Source organism: Microcoleus sp. LAD1_D5 (assembly GCF_036702115.1).
Classification (GTDB): Bacteria; Cyanobacteriota; Cyanobacteriia; order Cyanobacteriales; family Microcoleaceae; genus Microcoleus.
Map to the genome: position 1 here is coordinate 1 of NZ_JAUBSA010000093.1, position 17,828 is coordinate 17,828.

Consider the following 17,828-nt stretch of genomic DNA (forward strand, 5'->3'; position numbering starts at 1 on the left):
ATATTGCCGAGGAGAACTCGAATTCACTCATCTTTCTAAATGCTGTTTTCTCACTTTTTCAGCAAGCCCTAAATAGATGCACCGCTTAATTATATCTTTTCCAACTGCAAAGGTATGGCTGTAAATAGCGGGAGGAAGAGCCAGATAAAAAATTCTCATGCACTGAGATTTGAGAGCTAATACTGGAAGACTTTATGTAGATGCAAAAAAAAGTGTAGATGCAAGTTGCTGTCGGTTCTACATTGCTTGAGGGTTGCAGCCAAACAAATCCGACCTGGACGCAAAAACATCTTTGTTAAGAATTAAATGCCGATCGCCATCTCGACTGATTAACCCTTGCTGCTGCAATTTTCCCAGCATTCGAGTTACTGTTACCCGCGTCGTGCAAATCGCATTAGCAATATCTTGATGTGTCAAGCGGATATTCAAACGAGTTCCCTCAACCACAGGCTGACCGAATTCTTGTTGCAATAATAGCAGAAGCTGATACAAACGGTCATCTACTCGCCGCTGTCCGGCGATCGCTAAAATTGCTTCCATTTGCCGCAGCCGCCGTACCATTTGAGGCAGCAACTCGTGAGCTAGTTGAGGAGAAGCTTCGATTTCCACCATAGAATACCACATCAAATAAACATCTGATGTCGCCGTAGCTCGGTAAGTCTGCAAGCTTGTCAACCACAAACCGAAGCACATCGAAGGCCCAACCCAACCCAAAAGTCCTTCTTCCCCGTTTGGATAAAGCGTACTCAGTTGTGCTAGACCTTGACAGACTCGCCAAAGACCTTGCGACATCAAAGGAATGGTTTCGCCCTTGGCATAAAAATGCAAGTTTCGAGTTGCTCCTGTGTTATGCTGGATTTCCGCTAAAAGTGCTTTGGATGTTGGTGGCATATCCCTTATTTCCAGCTAAAAAACATTTGTCTGAGACCTACGCCTCTCACTCTAGCCGACAAAGGTAAAGGTTTGGTAATCGTCTGGTTAGCGGCAAGATAAGCTTTAGTCATGAGTTGTTATTTGTTATAAAACAACTAAGGAAACGCTGGCTGGTGTAAAATAAATGCACTCGTTATTTGCGGCATTTTAAATAATAAAAATTTAATTTGAAAAAATTAACAGACTATTTGTTAACAAATAGTCTGTTAATTAAGATTAAATAGAAAACAGAGGCGAGTTCTGAAGTTCGATCGCACGGATAGGCCCGCCGAGTCAACTGCTGCTCTCTGCTGCCACAACCTTCAAGAACTTATAAAATAGTTCAAGAAGGTATCAAAAGACAAAGTAAGGTTTTTCATGGCCGATCAATTAATTCGCGCTACAGCCGCAGATGGCGGAATTCGCGCTGTAGGCGTCATTTCCACCCGCCTCACCGAAGAAGCAAGACAGCGGCACAAGCTCTCCTACGTGGCTACAGCCGCCCTCGGCCGCACAATGTCGGCGGGGCTGTTACTCGCCTCCAGCATGAAGCGGCCCGAATCGAGAGTCAACATTCGCATCAAAGGAGATGGGCCGCTCGGCGGGCTTCTGGTGGATGCGGGACTTGATGGAACGGTTCGAGGTTATGTGGACAATCCCGAAGTGGAATTGCCGCCCAATGCTAAAGGCAAACTCGATGTCGGCGGGGCAATAGGTGACGGTTATTTGTACGTGGTGCGGGACGTTGGATACGGCTTCCCTTACTCCAGTACGGTAGAATTGGTTTCCGGCGAAATTGGCGACGATCTGACTCACTATTTGGCAACCTCGGAGCAAACGCCTTCGGCTTTGGTTTTGGGGGTGTTTGTGGGGGCGGGCGGGGTAGAAGCGTCTGGGGGTGTGCTGTTGCAGGTTCTGCCGAAGGCGGCAACGGACGAAAAATTGGTGCAAACTTTAGAATCTAGAGTTGCTGAATTGTCGGGCTTTACGCCACTGCTGCGATCGGGCAAAACGCTGCACCAGATTCTCGAAGAGTTACTGGGAGATATGGGCCTGGAAATTTTCCCGGAAACTCAGATGGTGCGCTTTGACTGTGGCTGTTCGTTCGATCGAGTTTTGGGAGCTTTGAAAATGTTGGGCGAAGCCGAACTCCAAGACATGATTGAAAAAGATGGGGGGGCTGAGGCTACGTGCCATTTCTGCAACGAGGTTTACAAAGCTAATAGCGACCAACTTGCAGAACTGATCGGCGATTTGCGATCAAACTCCGGTTCTTGAGAGGATAATGTGTAATTGGCTCTATTGAGTGCGAGTTAGGGATGATGGCCTTGACCAATTGCCAATTACGCATTATCAATTACCTAATCACAAAATTTTGATTTTGGCGGTTTGGCGATCGGCTCTTGCAGTCTGGGGCCGACGGGAGTATGTAAAAGTGATGAATACATTTTATAGAGCAGTTGATAGCAGCGCTCGCAGTTTTTAAATAACTAACGCTGGCTGGTTGCTGTTTGTGGTGAGGATATGAGTCAAGATCGCAAAATACCAGGCCGTTGGTCTGCATCAGAATCCTTGGAGTCAACAAAGGATACTTCGTCGCTCGTGCGCTTACCAGCAAGGAAAAACCGGGCTGAACGACTTAAAGAACTCCGAGAGTTGGTTACTTCGGGAAAAATGCCGGGAGGGCATCTGGAACTACCGCCGAATTTGTCTGGGGAAAACTCGCAGCCGCCGGAGGAACACAATCCGTTTTGGCGGAAGTGGTCGAATAAGTGGCAGTTTTGGCTGGCGCTGAGTTTGATGCTATCGGTGGGTATGGGGTTTGTGGCAATTGCGTCTTTACTCAACCTGACCTCGCAGTCAAATTGCTCAAAGATTTTTTGGCCGACGGCTTCTGCTAACGACCGCTTTTTTTGTGCTCAAGAAGCAGCAAGCAAGCGGACGGCGGATGATTTGCTCAGGGCGATCGAATTAGTGAATGCTTTGCCACAAAACCATCCGCTGCGGCCGAGAATTAACACTCAAATCGATCGGTGGTCGGAGGATATTATTAGGCTGGGAAATGCTAGTTTCCAAGAAGGAAAGCTGGATGAGGCGATTGCGCTCGCTCGTAAGGTTCCTAAAAACGTTCCGGCTTACCCGAAGATGGAAAAGCAGATTGAAAAGTGGCAGTCGATATGGAGCGATGCAGAGAAAATTTACCGCACGGCGGAAGACCACTTGCGTCAGGAAGAGTGGCCGCTGGCTTTCAGCCAAGCTACTCTGCTTTTGGATTTGGGAAATACTTTCTGGGAATCGGCTAAGTACGAGGAATTGACTAAGCTAATTCAGACGACTCGGGCGGAGGGCAATAAGTTGCTAAAAGCCCGGAATACAGCCTCCGAGGGAGGTCTCGACAATCTGGTGACGGGGATTAAGCTGGCTCAGGGAATTGATCAAAACAGTTATTTGTATCAAGCTGCCAATAAGGCGATCGCGGAATTTAGCAAGAAAATTCTGGAGATCGCCCAAAAACGATTGCAAGCAGGGGATTGGCAGGAGGCGATGGCGATCGCTAACAAGATTCCGGAGTCGGCAAATTTAAGGGAACAAGTACAGGATTTTAATGAGTTGGCGAATGCTACTTCTCAGGCTTTGACTGGCTCTGTTGAGGGTTTCTCCAAGGCGATCGAGATTGCTCAAAAGTTGAACTCCGGCCGCCCTTTATACAAACAAGCTCAAGATTTAGTCGGTCGCTGGCAGCAAGAAATGGCTGATGTCAAAGTTTTGGATATGGCAAGCAGGCTGGCGGCGCCTGGTGGGGTAAATGATTTGAGGGCTGCGATCGCGCAATTGCAAACAGTCCCGGAATCAAATCCCCGCGCTTCGGAAGCTCGCCGTCAAATTAGCACCTTGAGCCGTCAAATCGAGCTGCTGGAAGACAGTCCGTATTTGCAAAGAGCGAACGATTTGGCGAGTATGGGGGATCCGAATGCTCTGGAAGCCGCCGTTGCTCAAGCTTCTCGGATCGGTAGAGGTAGGGCGCTTTACGTGGAAGCTCAAGCCAAAATTCAAGCTTGGATCGAGAGGAGACAGCGGCTTGTTGACCAGCCGTTTTTGGATAGAGCTCAGCAGCTAGCGGCGAGCGGCAATTTGGCAGGGGCAATTGAGATGGCGCGCCGGATTCGATCGGGACGGGTGCTTTATGAGGAAGCTCGATCGAACATTCGGACTTGGGAGGCTCAATTTCAGGGCGAGCAAGGTTTGCAGAGCGCCCGTCAGGCAGCCCGATCGGGGACTGCGGAGGCTCTGCAAACGGCAATTTCCCTGGCCCTTGAGGTGCCGGAGTCGAGTTCGCTCCGGTGGCAGGCGAGTGAGGCGATTGATGAGTGGAGCCAGCGGATTTTGGCGCTTGGTGTGGAACAGTCGTCGTCGGATCTGGCTGGGGCGATCGCAACTTTGAAGAAAATTCCCTCCGGCACTCGGGCTTTCGAGCAAGCTCGATCGCAAATCAAAGTTTGGGAGGAGTCGTTGAATCCTCCGGATGCTGAATCTCCCCCTCCCGAACCTCCGGAAACTGAGCCACCGAGCAGCTCTGGGAGTCGCTAGGTTAACTGGTTTGCCCAACATTGGGCGGGGGGTTTAAACCCTGAGAATTAGTGCTTGATTTGAGTTAAAACTCACATCAAGCATCATTCTCAATCAACTTCTAGGCGTGGGTTTACGAATAATCCTCACATGGCCAACAAATTAAATAAGCCCGCCCCCACCACACGATAAAACTCAGAAAATCTCTATTTAACGAACCGCGAAGACACGAAGGAAGAAAAGGAAGAGAAGAGAGACAAGAGAAAGAGTTCACAATTCGATACGAGGCTTGCTATAGCAGTTTTAAATTGGGTGAGGTACAGTTTAGCAATTACCTTTTTCCTAATTATCAATTACCAATTACCCTTTATTTTTAGATCAATTAAACATCCGCCGGATTCAGGTGCATCATTGCCCAAGTGGTGTAAGTGCCGATCGGACTCCAAAGTATGTAAGGCAGCAATAACAGAGCGGCTGGCTCCGAAACTGGCAACACACTTAAAGCTAGGAACACGCTTAAAATAGCGCCCGTTCCGCCGATTATTGTGCCGACTTTTAGGCTCCTAACTTTGCACATAACCGAGGTGTAAGACATAGTTACTATTTCTAAAAGCAGGTACAAACCCATTCTTAGCCAAGTCTCCTGAGTTCCTGGTTCTTTTTCCCAAACAATCACTGCTGACCAAGCTGCACAAATAAAAATTACTGTCCAAATTAGGGGAATTGCTCTTTCAAATACTAGCCATCTCGGACGCTGCAAGCGGTTGAACCATTGGATGTCGCTGGGCGGGATTATGTTAGTGGCTAGTGCTACTATCAAGGCGACGCCTCCAATTACCATCCAGGATTTAATCATTTTTTTACCTTGCACGAGGTTGACAGGTTCAATTGAGCATATATTATCTCTAATTTTGGCGGTCGCGCCATCTGTCCCTAGTTATATTAGGTTAGGTTGAGTTGCGAAATCCAACATTAGTTGAAAAGTAATTTAGACTTCGGGGAAACCTCAATTTATTTTCTTCAATTCCGATTCATAATATAAAAAATGTGACTCTTGCTCCCTCCCCTTGACAAGGGGAGGGTTCGGGTCGGCTTTTCAGTAAATTTGACCAGTAAATTGAACAAAAAGTCTCTTAGGCTTTCAAAAAAATCGGCGACTAGCCGAGCCGATGATGCTGTTCTAATTCTAAACTAGAGTCATCCTCTTTTTTGGGAACCAGAAGCGTATTTTCGCTGCTGGGCTGCAACACGGCTTTAATCACTTGGAGAAAACGGTTAGGCTTTTTAGTTTGACCGTTGAGAGTGCGGCGGTCTTTCACTTTTTGAGAAAGGTGTCGCATCACAGATAAATCGAGTTCATCTATGAAATGGTCTGCTATACGTTCTCCCATTAAATCAATAGCTTCAGCATACTGATCTGTAAGCGTTTCTATGGCATCGTATGCTTCGTCAGCAACTTGACTTGCTACTGTTTTATTTTGGTCGCCTGATGTCTGGGAATGGCTGCGGCGCCGATCTAAAAGACTTTGGTAGTCAGCAATGCTCATTCCCAAATTGTAAAGATGGTGGTGAGCATGATCCATCAAATCTACTTCACTGGGATAGAAGAAACCGCGAGTGCTGTTGATACCGTGCAGTTTGGCCCAACGCCGCAGATTTGTCTCATCTTGCAGTTGGTATCGCTCCAACATTTGAGCTGTGTTCAGCTCTACTTCTGGCGTAACTTTGAAATCGCTCATCGGTAAATCCTCGCTGGTGACTAAATAAATAAAATTGAAACTTAGAATCTGTGATGTGCGTACAGTCTGAAAATGATGATCAATCCTTTGACGGCATTCACGGAAGTCTTGCGGGCATTTGCTAGCTGTCGATCGTGCGATCGTTGGATCGAGTCAGAGGATTTCAGGGTAGGGTACTTTTGGGCTTTGTCTCGATCGCATCCGGGAGCAAGCACACTGGGTTAATAATATAGCGGATTTAAGGTTTCAACAACCGTTAAAAATAGTAAAGTTGGATTTTTAGGGTTGAATTATTAGTAATGTTGAGCTATAATATTCTCAATAACCGTGCAATTAGTAATTTTAGTAGTTGCAAACGAGATTCTTAGTATGCCTGTATACGATTATTTGTGTCCCGAAAACAACCAGCAGTTAGAAGTTTCGCACAGCATGAACCTGGAAGTTTCTACTTGGGGTCAACTGTGCGAGTTGGCTAAGTGCGAACCCGGAGAGACTCCCGCAGATGCTCCGGTACGTCGGCTGCTGAGCGCTCCGAGGTTGATGAAGCCGACATCCGACACCGATTATAAAAATTCGGGTTTCAGCAAGTACGTGAAGCGGGATGAAGGGGTTTATGAAAATGTCACGGCTAAGGATGGTGAAAGCCGTATTGTCAATCGAGATGGTAAGCCGATTAAAGACTGAGAATCCACAATAATCAAGTTTTCAGTTGAGTCAATTACACCTATTGGATAGGCACACGGCACTGCCGTGTCCTGTATTTCATCCGATTGACAACTGCTATATTATTCAGATTCTATTATTCCGATGCAGACGGAAACACAACGCTCAACCGGATATAATATTATTGACCAAACCAATCTTTCATTTTTTGTTTGGCTTGTTCTTTAGTATCAGCATTAATGTAGACGGAAACAGTAGCTATTGCCGCCAGCAATACTCCCAAATCGTCGGTAAATCCGATGCCGGCTAATATATCGGGAATGGCATCGACAGGAGATATAAAATACGTCAAAGCTCCAAATACAACTCCTTTTGCCCAAGCAGGCACGTTTGGGTTCTCAGCCGTATAGTAGAGAATCAAAGCTTTTTCAACTACTTCTCTTCCTGCGGTTAAAGCAAAGTTTTTAAGTTTAACCCAAAAACTTTCATCTGAATAGTTAATTTGGGGGTTGCTGAGGTTTGTTGTGGTTCCTTTCCTGTCGATTAAATCGAGAGGAATGCCTTTAGCTTTAAGCTGGGAAACAGCAGAATTGAAGGATGCTGATGCCTGATTTTTATTAGGGGCGGCATCCCGTATTTGTTTCATGTCTGCGATGAATTCCTGCATGGCTTGGATTTGCAAGTCAGAAATCGCCAGCAGTTTTTTTGCGGATTGGAGCGCCTCGCTTTCTGCGGGATGCAGCGTCTTATTTGCCCCAGCAATGTTAATTAAAAAATACATGACTCCCAAACGCAGCGGTTCTTTTGACTTGCTGAGTGTTTGCAAACAGTCGCTGAGTGATGGGGGACTAGCTGTGTAGGATTGGATTTGAGTCTTTGCAGAGTCAGAAAATTTATCTAAATTTATGGTTTTAAACAACAAATCTAGTTCGTCAATATCAACGGAACCATCGGTGGCTGCGATCGCAAACAAAGAACCATAAAAAGCTAAAAGTTCGCTTTCTGAGGAGGTGGCAAAAATATCTCTCTCGGACACGATGCTACTCCGATTGATAACGACGCTTTGCATTTTACCACAAAACTCAGCGCGCCATGATTTCAGAAACCGGCAATAATTTTAGAGAGCATGACACAATGGAGAATTTTTTATGAAAGTTGCGATCGTCGGCTGCGGCTATGTGGGTACTGCGACAGCCAAACATTTACGCGGCAAATCTGATTGTACCGTGACGGCGACAACTACCACGGCGACGCGAGTAGTTGAGTTGGAGGGTGTCGCGCAGGGGGTAGCCGTGCTCAAAGGAAATGACAAAGATGCGATCGCCTCTGTACTGCAAGAACAAGATGCTGTTATGCTGTGCGTCGGTGCTCCAAATTCTCAGGCTTATCGGGAGAGTTATTTAGATACTGCGACAACATTAGTATCGGTTTTACAGCAGATACCGACTGTAAAGCAGGTTATTTATACGGGTACTTATTCTGTGTATGGCGATCGCCAAGGTGAAGTGGTAAATGAAGAATCACCCGTCGCGCCGGCTAATCCAAACAGTGAAATTCTCGCAGAAACAGAACGGGTTTTATTAGCAGCATCTAGTCCCAATCTTCACGTCTGCATTCTCCGTTTGGGAGGAATTTACGGGCCGGGGCGAGAATTAGTTAAAATCTTTAGAGGCGCGGCTGGTAGCACTCGTCCCGGTAAGGGGGAAGATGCTACTAATTGGGTGCATCGGGATGATGTTGTTGGGGGGTTAACCTTTGCTTTGGAAAATCGATTGCAGGGAATTTACAATTTAGTCGGGGATGTGTCGCTATCCAGTGGTGAATTGCTCGATCGCATTTTTGAAGCTCATAATTTGCCTAAAGTTTCTTGGGATGGAAGTCCTAGCGTGCGGCCTTATAATGCGAGGGTGTCGAATCAAAAGATTAAGGCGGCTGGTTATCAGTTTCTTCATCCTGAGATTAGGGAGTTTTAGTTGGGCGATTCCCTTCGGGATAGCTTCGCTTCACGCTCTTTTTCTTTACCGCAGATGCAGGCGGATTGACGCGGATGAACGCGGATGAAGAAAGAGCGATCGCACTTCACTTATGTTGTGTTAAATATTATTTGATGACACCGCTAATTCTTTCTCTTCTTCCCAAGACAGTGATCTTTGAAGTTCTCCTGATACTATAAATGTTTGAGCTGCCAACAGTGCCGTCTCTAAATTTACACACATCCTGGCAGAATAATTACCTTCTTGTCCGCCGACAACTAGCTTTTCTATTGCATCTGGTTTTGAGGGATCTACTAAATTATGGAAGCTAACGTTATCAAAAGTTATGTTAACAATATATTTGCCGGATTCGCCGCCACCAATGCTCATATAACACTCGTCATCTGCACCCAAGGTAACTAAAGTTTTACTTTTCCCATCTAACTCGCGAATGGCTTGTTCTATTTGACTCCAAGTAGGACTTTCTATTAAATCACCTTCATCCTGGTTGCCAACCCAATTTTCTGCTGATAGGTTTAACACAAACATTATTGCCTCCTTCTATTTGGGGTGCGAGCGCTGTCTTCTTCATCCGCGTTCATCCGTGTTCATCTGCCTTCATCTGCGGTCAAAAAAAGAGCGATCGCTAAATTAAATAATTATCTCTATAGCGCTCCTGTGCCATTTGTCGTGCTTCCAATTCATTCCATTGCTGGATAGGTCGTAAAGTTTCTACAGTTGTCAATTCCTCTGGAATTGGTGTACCTATTATTTGATTGATTACTTCGGCTATTACCCGACAACAGCTTTGTGGCCAACAGACTACTTGCTCCTCAGCAAATCTAATGAGTATCCATCCTTTTTCTAAAAATAGTTGATGGCGCTGATTTTCTTGGACAAGCACTTCGTAATTTTTAGGCTCACCGCTTTCATAGTGATAAGGTTGATCAATTGTTATATCTATACGTAAATTTGTTAACTTATCAAAATAAGAAATTTCTATACAGTAAGGTTGATAGGAGTGGGATTTTTGGATGATTAAATTGTTATAAATTTTATCGGGGAATAATTGCTGTAAGTTCTTATAAAATTTACTTTCAACCCACTGAGACTTTGTACTGATAATTCTACCTTCAGGAGGGACGGTTTTTATGATAATGTCTTTAATTATCTGATAGGGATACTGTTTTATTTTTTCAGGTTTTTGGGATTCTGCTATCTGCCGTTTATGCTGAATCTCACACTTTTTCCATTCTGCTAACAAATCTTTATAATCGCGCATTTGTTGCTTGTATTGATTAATTGTTCGTAAGTAATACATTTGTTGTTGCCAGAAGTTCAAGGCAGTAACCAAAATGCCACCTACAGAAATATAGAAACTAATGATAATATTTCTACTGGCAATTAGACCAATAGTTGCAAAAGGAATAATTAATGGCAGAGATTTATAAAAAAACAAAAGTACATCAATTGGTTGGGGCTTATAACTAGGAGGTAAAGGTTTGGGTTCACTAAATTTCCATGTGAAGGGAACTGCATTCATAGCTTGAATAACAGGGTCGGGCATGAGGATAATAGGATATTGATTCATGTTTTTTAGTGGTTGTATTATTAAACTATAATACTCAACTATTTTCACGAGATATTCCGCTCGGCAAAGGCAAACAATGTTCTAACAAGGTGGGCAAATGCCCACCCTACCAAATTATCCCATAATCCCACCAAAAAAGTCGATCGTCTCTTTCAACGCTTTCACAAACACATCAATCTCCTCGCGAGTATTGTAAAAATACAAACTCGCCCGCGCCGTAGATGAAATATTCAAATAGCGGTGCAAAGCTTGCGTGCAGTGATGCCCGGAACGAATGGCGACTCCCTCCTGATCTAACAAGGTAGACAAGTCTTGAGGGTGAATTTCTCCGGCTGTAAATGCCGCCAAAGCTGCCCTACCTTCGCCGTTGCTGTCTGGTTGTGGCCCGTAAATTTTGATTTCGGGAATTTGCCGCAATTGTTGGAACATATAAGCATTCAATTCTGCTTCGCAAGCGTGAATCTTATCCATGCCAATGTTACTAAGATAATCGATTGCTGCACCAAGGGCGATCGCCTCTCCGATTGCAGGCGTGCCGGCCTCAAATTTGTGCGGCAAATCGGCATAAGTTGAATATTCTAAAAACACGTCAGCAATCATCTCGCCGCCGCCAAAAAACGGAGGCATTTCTCTCAGCAAGTCCAGTTTACCGTACAGAAAACCGATGCCGGTGGGAGCGCACATTTTGTGACCGGAAGCAACCAGCCAATCGCAATCTATTGCTTGCACGTCTACTATCATGTGCGGCACGCTTTGGCAAGCATCTATTAAAACTCTTGCGCCGAAACTATGGGCAATTTTGCAGATTTCTTTGACTGGACTGATGCAGCCCAAAGTATTAGAAACGTGAACGGTTGACACCAACTTAGTTTTATGGGAAATCAGGGTTTTAAACTGTTCCAAATCAAACTCGTTAGTTTCCGTTAACTCGACAAACTTCAGCACCGCACCGGTTCTTTGAGCCATCATTTGCCACGGAACGAGATTGCTGTGGTGTTCCATCACCGACAGGATAATTTCATCTCCGGCTTGCAAATTGCTCAAACCCCAAGAATAAGCAACCAAATTAATCGCTTCGGTGGCGTTGCGAGTGTAAACAATTTCTTGCCGCGACGCGGCGTTTATAAACGCCGCAACTTTGTCTCTCGCACCTTCGTAAGCATCAGTCGCTTTGGCGCTGAGAGTGTGGGCGCCGCGGTGCACGTTTGCATTGTATTGTCCGTAGTAATCACGCCAAGCGTTGAGTACAGCTAGGGGTTTTTGAGAAGTAGCTGCATTGTCTAAATAAACGAGCGGTTTGCCATTTACTTTTTCATTCAAAATTGGGAAGTCGCCGCGAACTTTTGAGGCAAGTGTTTTTTCTTGAATAAGTGTCATAAATTTCAGAAGTTAGTATTGTTGCTGATTATGGGCGGGGTAGAAGCCCACCTCATAGGAACATTTATTTTTGTGGAACAGGATTCGACGCTGTTGCTGATTCTGGGCGGGCTAGAAGCCCACCCCACAGGAACATTTATTTTTGTGGAACAGGCTTCGACGCTGTTGCTAATTCTTTTATCCTTGGATAGCCACGCAGGTAGAAAGCATTTTCGCCACACCTACAATTGGCAACAGATTGAGAATTTCGGCGGCAAAAGCATCGATTAGCAAATAGCGGCTTCTTTCTAAATCCAAACCGCGACTTTGCAAGTAGAAAAGTTCATCATCTTCTAATTGACTGACAGTTGCACCGTGGGAACATTTAACGTTGTCGGCAACAATTTCCAACTGCGGTTTAGTGTCTACGCGAGCTCTCGGCGACAGCAACAAGTTTCGGCTCAATTGTCCAGCATCTGTCAATTGTGCGGCTTTGCGAACGAAAACTTTGCCGTTAAATACAGCGCGAGCTTTGTTACCGACAATGCACTTGTGCAATTGGCGGCTTGTACCGTGAGGGTGATTAAAATCGATTAAACTGTGAGTGTCCGCCAACTGTTCCCCAAAGGCTACGCTTAAGCCGTTTAAAGTTGTTTCAGTGGCTTCGCCGCGCTGAAATACTTCTAAATTGTGCCGTGATATTTTGCCTCCCAAGCTGATAGCATGGCAAGTGTAACGGCTATTACGAGATTGCTCGATCGCACTTTTGCCGATATGAACAACTTCCCCACCTTCCCGCTGCAGCCGAACGTGATTCACAGTGGCGTTTTCGCCGACAACAACATCGGTTACAGCATTCGTAAATGCAGAGACATTACCGATAGTTGCGTAATCCTCAACCAGCGTCACATTGCTTCCAGGCTCAGCTATGACCAAGCAGTGCGGCTGGGACATCGTGGGAGATGCACCAGGCGCTGTCAGGAACAGCAAGTGAATCGGAAGGTCGATCGACATATTGGCCGGCACGAACACCACCGCAGAATCCGCCAAACCCGCAGTATTCAGCGCCGTAAACACCTCGGTTTGCTGTCTGTGCTTGCTCAAAACATCGCTGATGCGCCCTTGATATTTTTCGGGCACATTAGATAGATTACCTGCGTAAAAGTCGAGCGGCAAATTCGGCAAATTCGGCAAATTCACCGTTGACAAATCCGGCGCATAAAACCCGTTGACAAACACCAATCTTAATGGTAAATCGGCCTTGTTTTTCACTGGCATAATGATATCAGCCAGCTTAACTTTTGACTGATTGCTCTGGGGTATATGAAAAGGAATTTGCAACACCGGCGACAAATCAGTAAAGCGCCATTCTTCATCCCTCACCGTCGGAAAACTCGAAGCAAGCACGTATTCCGTCGCCGAATCCCGCAAATCCTGCAAGCCGTAAGCCGCACTTTTGCTATTAGCAGCCTCCAACTTGCTGCACTGATTCACCAAATCAGTCAAAAACATTTCCCTACTAGCAACTTGCGTATTTATCATCGCGCGCCTACTCCTGCTGCTTCCTCTTCCACAACCCAGTCATAACCGCGCTCTTCCAATTCCAGCGCCAACTCTTTCGGACCAGTCAAGATAATTCTGCCCGCTTCCATGACGTGAATAAAATCAGGAATAATGTAATTCAGCAACCGCTGATAGTGAGTAATCACCAACATCGAATTTTCAGCATTTGACAACTGATTCACACCGCCGGCGACAATCTTGAGAGCGTCGATATCCAAACCCGAATCAGTCTCGTCCAAAATAGCTAACTTCGGTTCCAACAACGCCATTTGCAAAATTTCATTTCGCTTTTTCTCGCCGCCGGAAAAACCCTCATTTACGCTGCGGCCTAAAAAAGAATCATTCATCTTGACAATATCCAGCTTGTCCTCGATTAAATCTTGGAAATCAAAAGCATCCAATTCTTCCAATCCGCGATGTTTGCGGTGAGAATTGTAAGCCACGCGCAAGAAATCCAGATTGCTAACGCCGGGAATTTCTAAAGGATATTGGAACGCTAGGAACACGCCAGCCAGAGAGCGTTCTTCTGGCGGTAATGCCAGCAAATTTTGACCCAGAAAAGTAACTTCTCCGCCCGTTACCGTATAAGCAGGATGACCCGCTAATATTTTGGATAAAGTGCTTTTTCCCGAACCGTTGGGGCCCATAATCGCGTGAATTTCACCCGATTTAATTTCCAGATTCAAACCCTTAAGGATTTGGGTATCTTCCACATTCGCAGTTAAATCGCGGACGGATAGCACCACTTGACTATTTTCTACAATCATCTATTTTTGTCCTTTTCCTCAATGCACTTTACAGTTTTTTTTCTCGTTTCTAGGCTCTGGCTATTGCTAACCACTTAACGTTAAACCTACCGTCTCTCTTGTTTGTATCGAAGTCTCGCTCCCCCCTAACCCCCCTTAATAAGGGGGGGACAAGAGTGTTCTCAAAGTCCCCCTTAATAAGGGGGGGACAAGAGTGTTCTCAAAGTCCCCCTTAATAAGGAAGGGGGGACACAAGAAGTATTCTCAAAGTCCCCCTTCTTAAGGGGGATTTAGGGGGAGCTAGACTCGAATAAAAGCGACATTTTTTATGGGTTGCAGTCTTAAGTTGTCAGCAATAAACTCGGCCTGGTAACGAGGGTAAATTATCCGACACTTCCTTCGAGCTTCAGACTCAACAGCTTATCAGCTTCCGCCGCAAATTCCATCGGTAACTGATTGAAAACATCTTTACAGAAACCGCTAATCATCATCGAAATAGCATTTTCTGCGGAAATTCCCCGCTGTGCGAAGAAGAACAATTGCTCTTCCCCAATCTTAGAAGTCGAAGCTTCGTGTTCCACTTTAGCTGTATGGTTCTGCACTTGAATATAAGGGAAAGTATTCGCTTGAGCGTTATCCCCAATCAGCATGGAATCGCACTGAGAGTAATTACGAGAGCCTTTAGCATTCGGCCCCATTTTCACCAAACCGCGATAGCTGTTGGATGAATTTCCCGCCGAAATTCCCTTAGAAATAATCGTGCTGCGAGTGTTTTTGCCAACGTGGATCATTTTGGTGCCGGTGTCAGCTTGCTGTTTGTTGTTTGTCAGCGCTACCGAGTAGAATTCGCCTACCGAGTTGTCGCCGACTAACACGCAACTGGGATATTTCCAAGTAATCGCGGAACCAGTTTCTACTTGTGTCCAAGAAATCTTAGAATTGACTCCTTGACACAAACCGCGTTTCGTCACGAAGTTGTAAATGCCGCCTTTGCCGTTGGCGTCGCCAGCGTACCAGTTTTGCACTGTGGAGTATTTGATGTCGGCATTGTCCATTGTTACCAATTCCACGACGGCGGCGTGCAGTTGATTTGTGTCAAACATCGGGGCGGTGCAGCCTTCTAGGTAAGACACAGAACTGTTTTCTTCTGCAACAATTAGTGTGCGCTCGAACTGGCCGGAATCTCCGTTGTTGATGCGGAAATAGGTTGACAATTCCATCGGGCATTTTACGCCTTTGGGAATATAAACAAAGGAACCGTCGCTGAAGACGGCAGAGTTGAGGGCTGCGAAAAAGTTATCGCCGACTGGTACGACGCTGCCGAGATATTTTTCTATTAATTCGGGATAATCTTTGACGGCTTCTGAAATGGAACAGAAAATAACACCATCTTTGGCTAACTTTTCTCTAAATGTTGTGGCAATTGAAACGCTGTCGAAAACGGCATCGACGGCAACATTTCCGAGCCGTTTTTGTTCGGAGAGGGGAATGCCGAGTTTCTCGAAGGTTTCGAGCAGTGTCGGGTCTACTTCGTCCAAACTGTTGAGCTTTTTGGGCTTTTGTTTGGGGGCGGAATAGTAGATAATTTGTTGGTAGTCGATCGCGGGATAGTTGACGTGGGGCCAGGTGGGCTCGGTCATTGTCAGCCACTTCCGGTATGCTTTGAGGCGGAATTGCAGCATGAATTCCGGTTCGTTTTTCTTGGAGGAAATCAGGCGCACTACATCTTCGCTCAAGCCGCGGGGGATGGTGTCTGATTCGATGTCGGTGACGAAACCGTATTTGTAGGGTTGGTTGACTAAGGTTTTGACTGTGGTAGAACTCATTATTTTGCGTGTTCAGTGTTCTAGATAATGCTCTCTGGATGGCAGACGGGGCAATGCCTGTCTGGGCTTGAGCGAGTTCTGCAGGACTGCTCTGGGAAGTTAAACAACAATTTTGTTGCTTTACTATATTTTAAGCTACATTAACAATAGTGATATTGTCAAAGTCAAATTAATAATTTTTTGTGAAGATGATGGAGACTACTCAGCAGACTTCCACGAAACAAGACATCCTGCAATATTTGCTTAAGGGGGATAAAGGGACGGCTCTTGAGTTGGCGGAGTGTTTGGATATCAGCCCGCAGGCGATTCGCCGTCATTTGAAGGATTTGGAGGCGGAGGGGCTGATTCAGTATCAGTCGGTTCAGGCTGGGATGGGGCGACCGCAGCACATTTATGAGCTTACCAGTTTGGGGCGCGATCGATTCCCGAACCGTTACGGCGATTTTGCAGTCTCTTTCTTGGATACTTTGGCGGAAACTGTCGGCCGCGAGCAAGTGATTAGTATCCTGCGAAAACAGTGGCAGCGCAAGGCTACGGACTATCGCAGGCTGGTGGGTGCGGGTTCGCTGCAAGAGAGGGTGACTAAGTTGGTGGAACTCCGCAGGGCTGAAGGTTATATGGCTGAGTGTTATCCTGTAGAATCTGTAGAGGTTGGGATGTGCGATCGCGACGTTAAGGGCGATCGATTTGTGTTGATGGAACACAACTGCGCGATTTCTAATGTTGCTGAAACTTTTCCGAGTGTGTGTGGCAATGAGTTGGAAATGTTTGCGGCGGTTTTGCCGGATTGTATTGTGGAGCGGACTCACTGGATTATTGATGGGGAACACCGCTGTGGTTATTTGATTGCAAGAAGGAAGGAAGAAGTTCGGCAACGGATTTTCTAACGGATTTAACGGATGTAACGGATGAAAGTTCGGCAACGGATGAGTGTAACGGATGTCACGGATGTCAGGGATTACCAATTACCGATTAGCAATTACCAATTTTTAATATATGGAACCGCTAGCAAATTTTTTAAAGCCGGAAGAGTGTGCCGAAGTTGATATGGCGCTGCTGTCGTCGAAGGAGAAGTTTTCGGCGCGGGTGGCAATTTATGCTTTGAGGGTGCTGAAGCAAATTTCTGGGGAGACTGGTTTGCCGGTGGCTGAGGTGACTAATGGGCAGGTGATGGATTGGATTAAGAATGATGAGAGTATTAAAGGGTCGATCGAACTTGATGCGAGTTTTGAAAACTTTTTTACGAATTTGGTGGTGGCGTCTTTGCGGCCTTTGAGGCAAATTGCGACAGAAACCGAGATCCCAATCGAACAATTAACAGTTAAGCAGGTCGTGGCGTGGTTTGTAAAGGACGGGAAGATTCGCAGAGAACAGGGAACCGAGGCGGCTTTTTTGGACTTGTGACTTAAAGGTCGATCTGCCGCACCCCCAAACCCGACCTCAAACCCCGATAATTCCAGCGGTTTCGGGCGAGGGAAAAAAACTTTTGGCAAAGGGGTTGACAGACAGGGGAAAACTTGATAAGGTAATTAAGTCGAGCGAAAGAGATGCAACGCATCTGACTTAACGCAGACACAGGATAAAAAGTTTTCAAAGCTTTCCTGGTGCTTATGATGTAATGGAACCACTCCGATCCATCCCGAACTCGGTTGTTAAACGTTGCTATGGCGAAGATACTCGGCGGGTCACTGCCCGGTAAAATAGCTCAGTGCCAGGTTAATAATAAACTAAAGCTCTTTTCCCGCAACAACGGAAAAGGGCTTTAGTTTTTTTGGTGAATTATTACTCATCTACACAACAGCAAGTCTTGGGCCCGCAGGATGCTTAAGCGCTATTTCCCACAAGAATTGTTGAAGATGTCTTTGGTGCCAGTTTTGTAGAAATCTCAATAT

General features: G+C 45.8%; 17 protein-coding genes and 1 rRNA gene. 8 read left to right on the plus strand and 10 right to left on the minus strand.

Annotated elements, in window-relative coordinates; genetic code table 11:
• Positions 1–237: 237 nt before the first annotated feature.
• Complete coding sequence (locus tag QUA70_RS25310; RefSeq protein WP_333334644.1) at positions 238–891, minus strand: Crp/Fnr family transcriptional regulator; 654 nt, start codon at positions 889–891, stop codon at positions 238–240.
• 399 nt (positions 892–1,290) lie between these two features.
• Between QUA70_RS25310 and hslO the strand changes: the two genes are divergently transcribed.
• Together hslO and QUA70_RS25320 are read left to right on the plus strand one after the other, a co-directional pair.
• Positions 1,291–2,190: an Hsp33 family molecular chaperone HslO gene (hslO, locus tag QUA70_RS25315; protein ID WP_333100952.1), complete on the plus strand. Its 900-nt coding sequence runs from the start codon at positions 1,291–1,293 to the stop codon at positions 2,188–2,190.
• A 246-nt stretch (positions 2,191–2,436) separates the two neighbouring features.
• Positions 2,437–4,500 carry a hypothetical protein gene (locus QUA70_RS25320; protein WP_333334642.1) on the plus strand — a complete coding sequence of 688 codons (2,064 nt, stop codon included), beginning with the start codon at positions 2,437–2,439 and terminating at the stop codon, positions 4,498–4,500.
• Positions 4,501–4,861: 361 nt separating this feature from the next.
• On the opposite strand, the gene QUA70_RS25325 is transcribed toward QUA70_RS25320, so the two are convergent.
• Positions 4,862–5,335, minus strand: a complete 474-nt coding sequence (locus QUA70_RS25325) for a TspO/MBR family protein (protein ID WP_333334640.1) — start codon at positions 5,333–5,335, stop codon at positions 4,862–4,864.
• A gap of 301 nt (positions 5,336–5,636) precedes the next feature.
• Positions 5,637–6,218 carry a hypothetical protein gene (locus QUA70_RS25330; RefSeq protein WP_333334639.1) on the minus strand — a complete coding sequence of 194 codons (582 nt, stop codon included), beginning with the start codon at positions 6,216–6,218 and terminating at the stop codon, positions 5,637–5,639.
• Between the two features lie 72 nt (positions 6,219–6,290).
• Between QUA70_RS25330 and QUA70_RS25335 the strand changes: the two genes are divergently transcribed.
• Together QUA70_RS25335 and QUA70_RS25340 are read left to right on the plus strand one after the other, a co-directional pair.
• Positions 6,291–6,443, plus strand: a complete 153-nt coding sequence (locus QUA70_RS25335; RefSeq protein ID WP_333350611.1) for a hypothetical protein — start codon at positions 6,291–6,293, stop codon at positions 6,441–6,443.
• 102 nt (positions 6,444–6,545) lie between these two features.
• Positions 6,546–6,902 (plus strand): zinc ribbon domain-containing protein, encoded by a 357-nt coding sequence (locus QUA70_RS25340; protein WP_333410718.1) that lies wholly within the window; start codon positions 6,546–6,548, stop codon positions 6,900–6,902.
• A gap of 160 nt (positions 6,903–7,062) precedes the next feature.
• On the opposite strand, the gene QUA70_RS25345 is transcribed toward QUA70_RS25340, so the two are convergent.
• Positions 7,063–7,917 carry a YkvA family protein gene (locus QUA70_RS25345; protein WP_333350609.1) on the minus strand — a complete coding sequence of 285 codons (855 nt, stop codon included), beginning with the start codon at positions 7,915–7,917 and terminating at the stop codon, positions 7,063–7,065.
• Positions 7,918–8,029: 112 nt separating this feature from the next.
• Here QUA70_RS25345 and QUA70_RS25350 point away from each other — a divergent pair, with 112 nt between their 5' ends.
• Positions 8,030–8,854: an SDR family oxidoreductase gene (locus QUA70_RS25350; protein WP_333350607.1), complete on the plus strand. Its 825-nt coding sequence runs from the start codon at positions 8,030–8,032 to the stop codon at positions 8,852–8,854.
• A gap of 120 nt (positions 8,855–8,974) precedes the next feature.
• Here the strand turns inward: QUA70_RS25350 and QUA70_RS25355 are convergent, their stop codons facing one another.
• The 6 genes from QUA70_RS25355 to sufB all read right to left on the minus strand — a co-directional run bounded on the left by QUA70_RS25355 (position 8,975) and on the right by sufB (position 15,936).
• Complete coding sequence (locus tag QUA70_RS25355) at positions 8,975–9,403, minus strand: Imm1 family immunity protein (protein WP_333334630.1); 429 nt, start codon at positions 9,401–9,403, stop codon at positions 8,975–8,977.
• 97 nt (positions 9,404–9,500) lie between these two features.
• Entirely contained in the window at positions 9,501–10,445 is a 945-nt protein-coding gene (locus QUA70_RS25360; RefSeq protein ID WP_333410720.1) for a hypothetical protein, read from the minus strand.
• 114 nt (positions 10,446–10,559) lie between these two features.
• Complete coding sequence (locus QUA70_RS25365; protein ID WP_333334626.1) at positions 10,560–11,822, minus strand: SufS family cysteine desulfurase; 1,263 nt, start codon at positions 11,820–11,822, stop codon at positions 10,560–10,562.
• A gap of 177 nt (positions 11,823–11,999) precedes the next feature.
• Entirely contained in the window at positions 12,000–13,343 is a 1,344-nt protein-coding gene (sufD, locus tag QUA70_RS25370) for a Fe-S cluster assembly protein SufD (protein WP_333350603.1), read from the minus strand.
• Entirely contained in the window at positions 13,340–14,131 is a 792-nt protein-coding gene (gene sufC, locus QUA70_RS25375; protein ID WP_333350601.1) for a Fe-S cluster assembly ATPase SufC, read from the minus strand. Before sufC ends, sufD begins: the two co-directional genes overlap by 4 nt.
• 362 nt (positions 14,132–14,493) lie before the next feature.
• Positions 14,494–15,936, minus strand: coding sequence for a Fe-S cluster assembly protein SufB (sufB, locus tag QUA70_RS25380; RefSeq protein WP_333044220.1), 1,443 nt, complete (start codon positions 15,934–15,936; stop codon positions 14,494–14,496).
• Between the two features lie 188 nt (positions 15,937–16,124).
• Between sufB and sufR the strand changes: the two genes are divergently transcribed.
• The 3 genes from sufR (at position 16,125) to rrf (ending at position 17,653) form a co-directional block, all read left to right on the plus strand.
• The gene (gene sufR / locus QUA70_RS25385) at positions 16,125–16,823 is read left to right on the plus strand and encodes an iron-sulfur cluster biosynthesis transcriptional regulator SufR (protein ID WP_333334620.1); all 699 of its coding nucleotides are present in this window, start codon (positions 16,125–16,127) and stop codon (positions 16,821–16,823) included.
• Between the two features lie 109 nt (positions 16,824–16,932).
• Positions 16,933–17,340 (plus strand): hypothetical protein, encoded by a 408-nt coding sequence (locus tag QUA70_RS25390; protein ID WP_333350600.1) that lies wholly within the window; start codon positions 16,933–16,935, stop codon positions 17,338–17,340.
• A gap of 196 nt (positions 17,341–17,536) precedes the next feature.
• Positions 17,537–17,653: ribosomal RNA gene (gene rrf, locus QUA70_RS25395) — 5S ribosomal RNA — on the plus strand.
• Positions 17,654–17,828 lie beyond the last annotated feature (175 nt).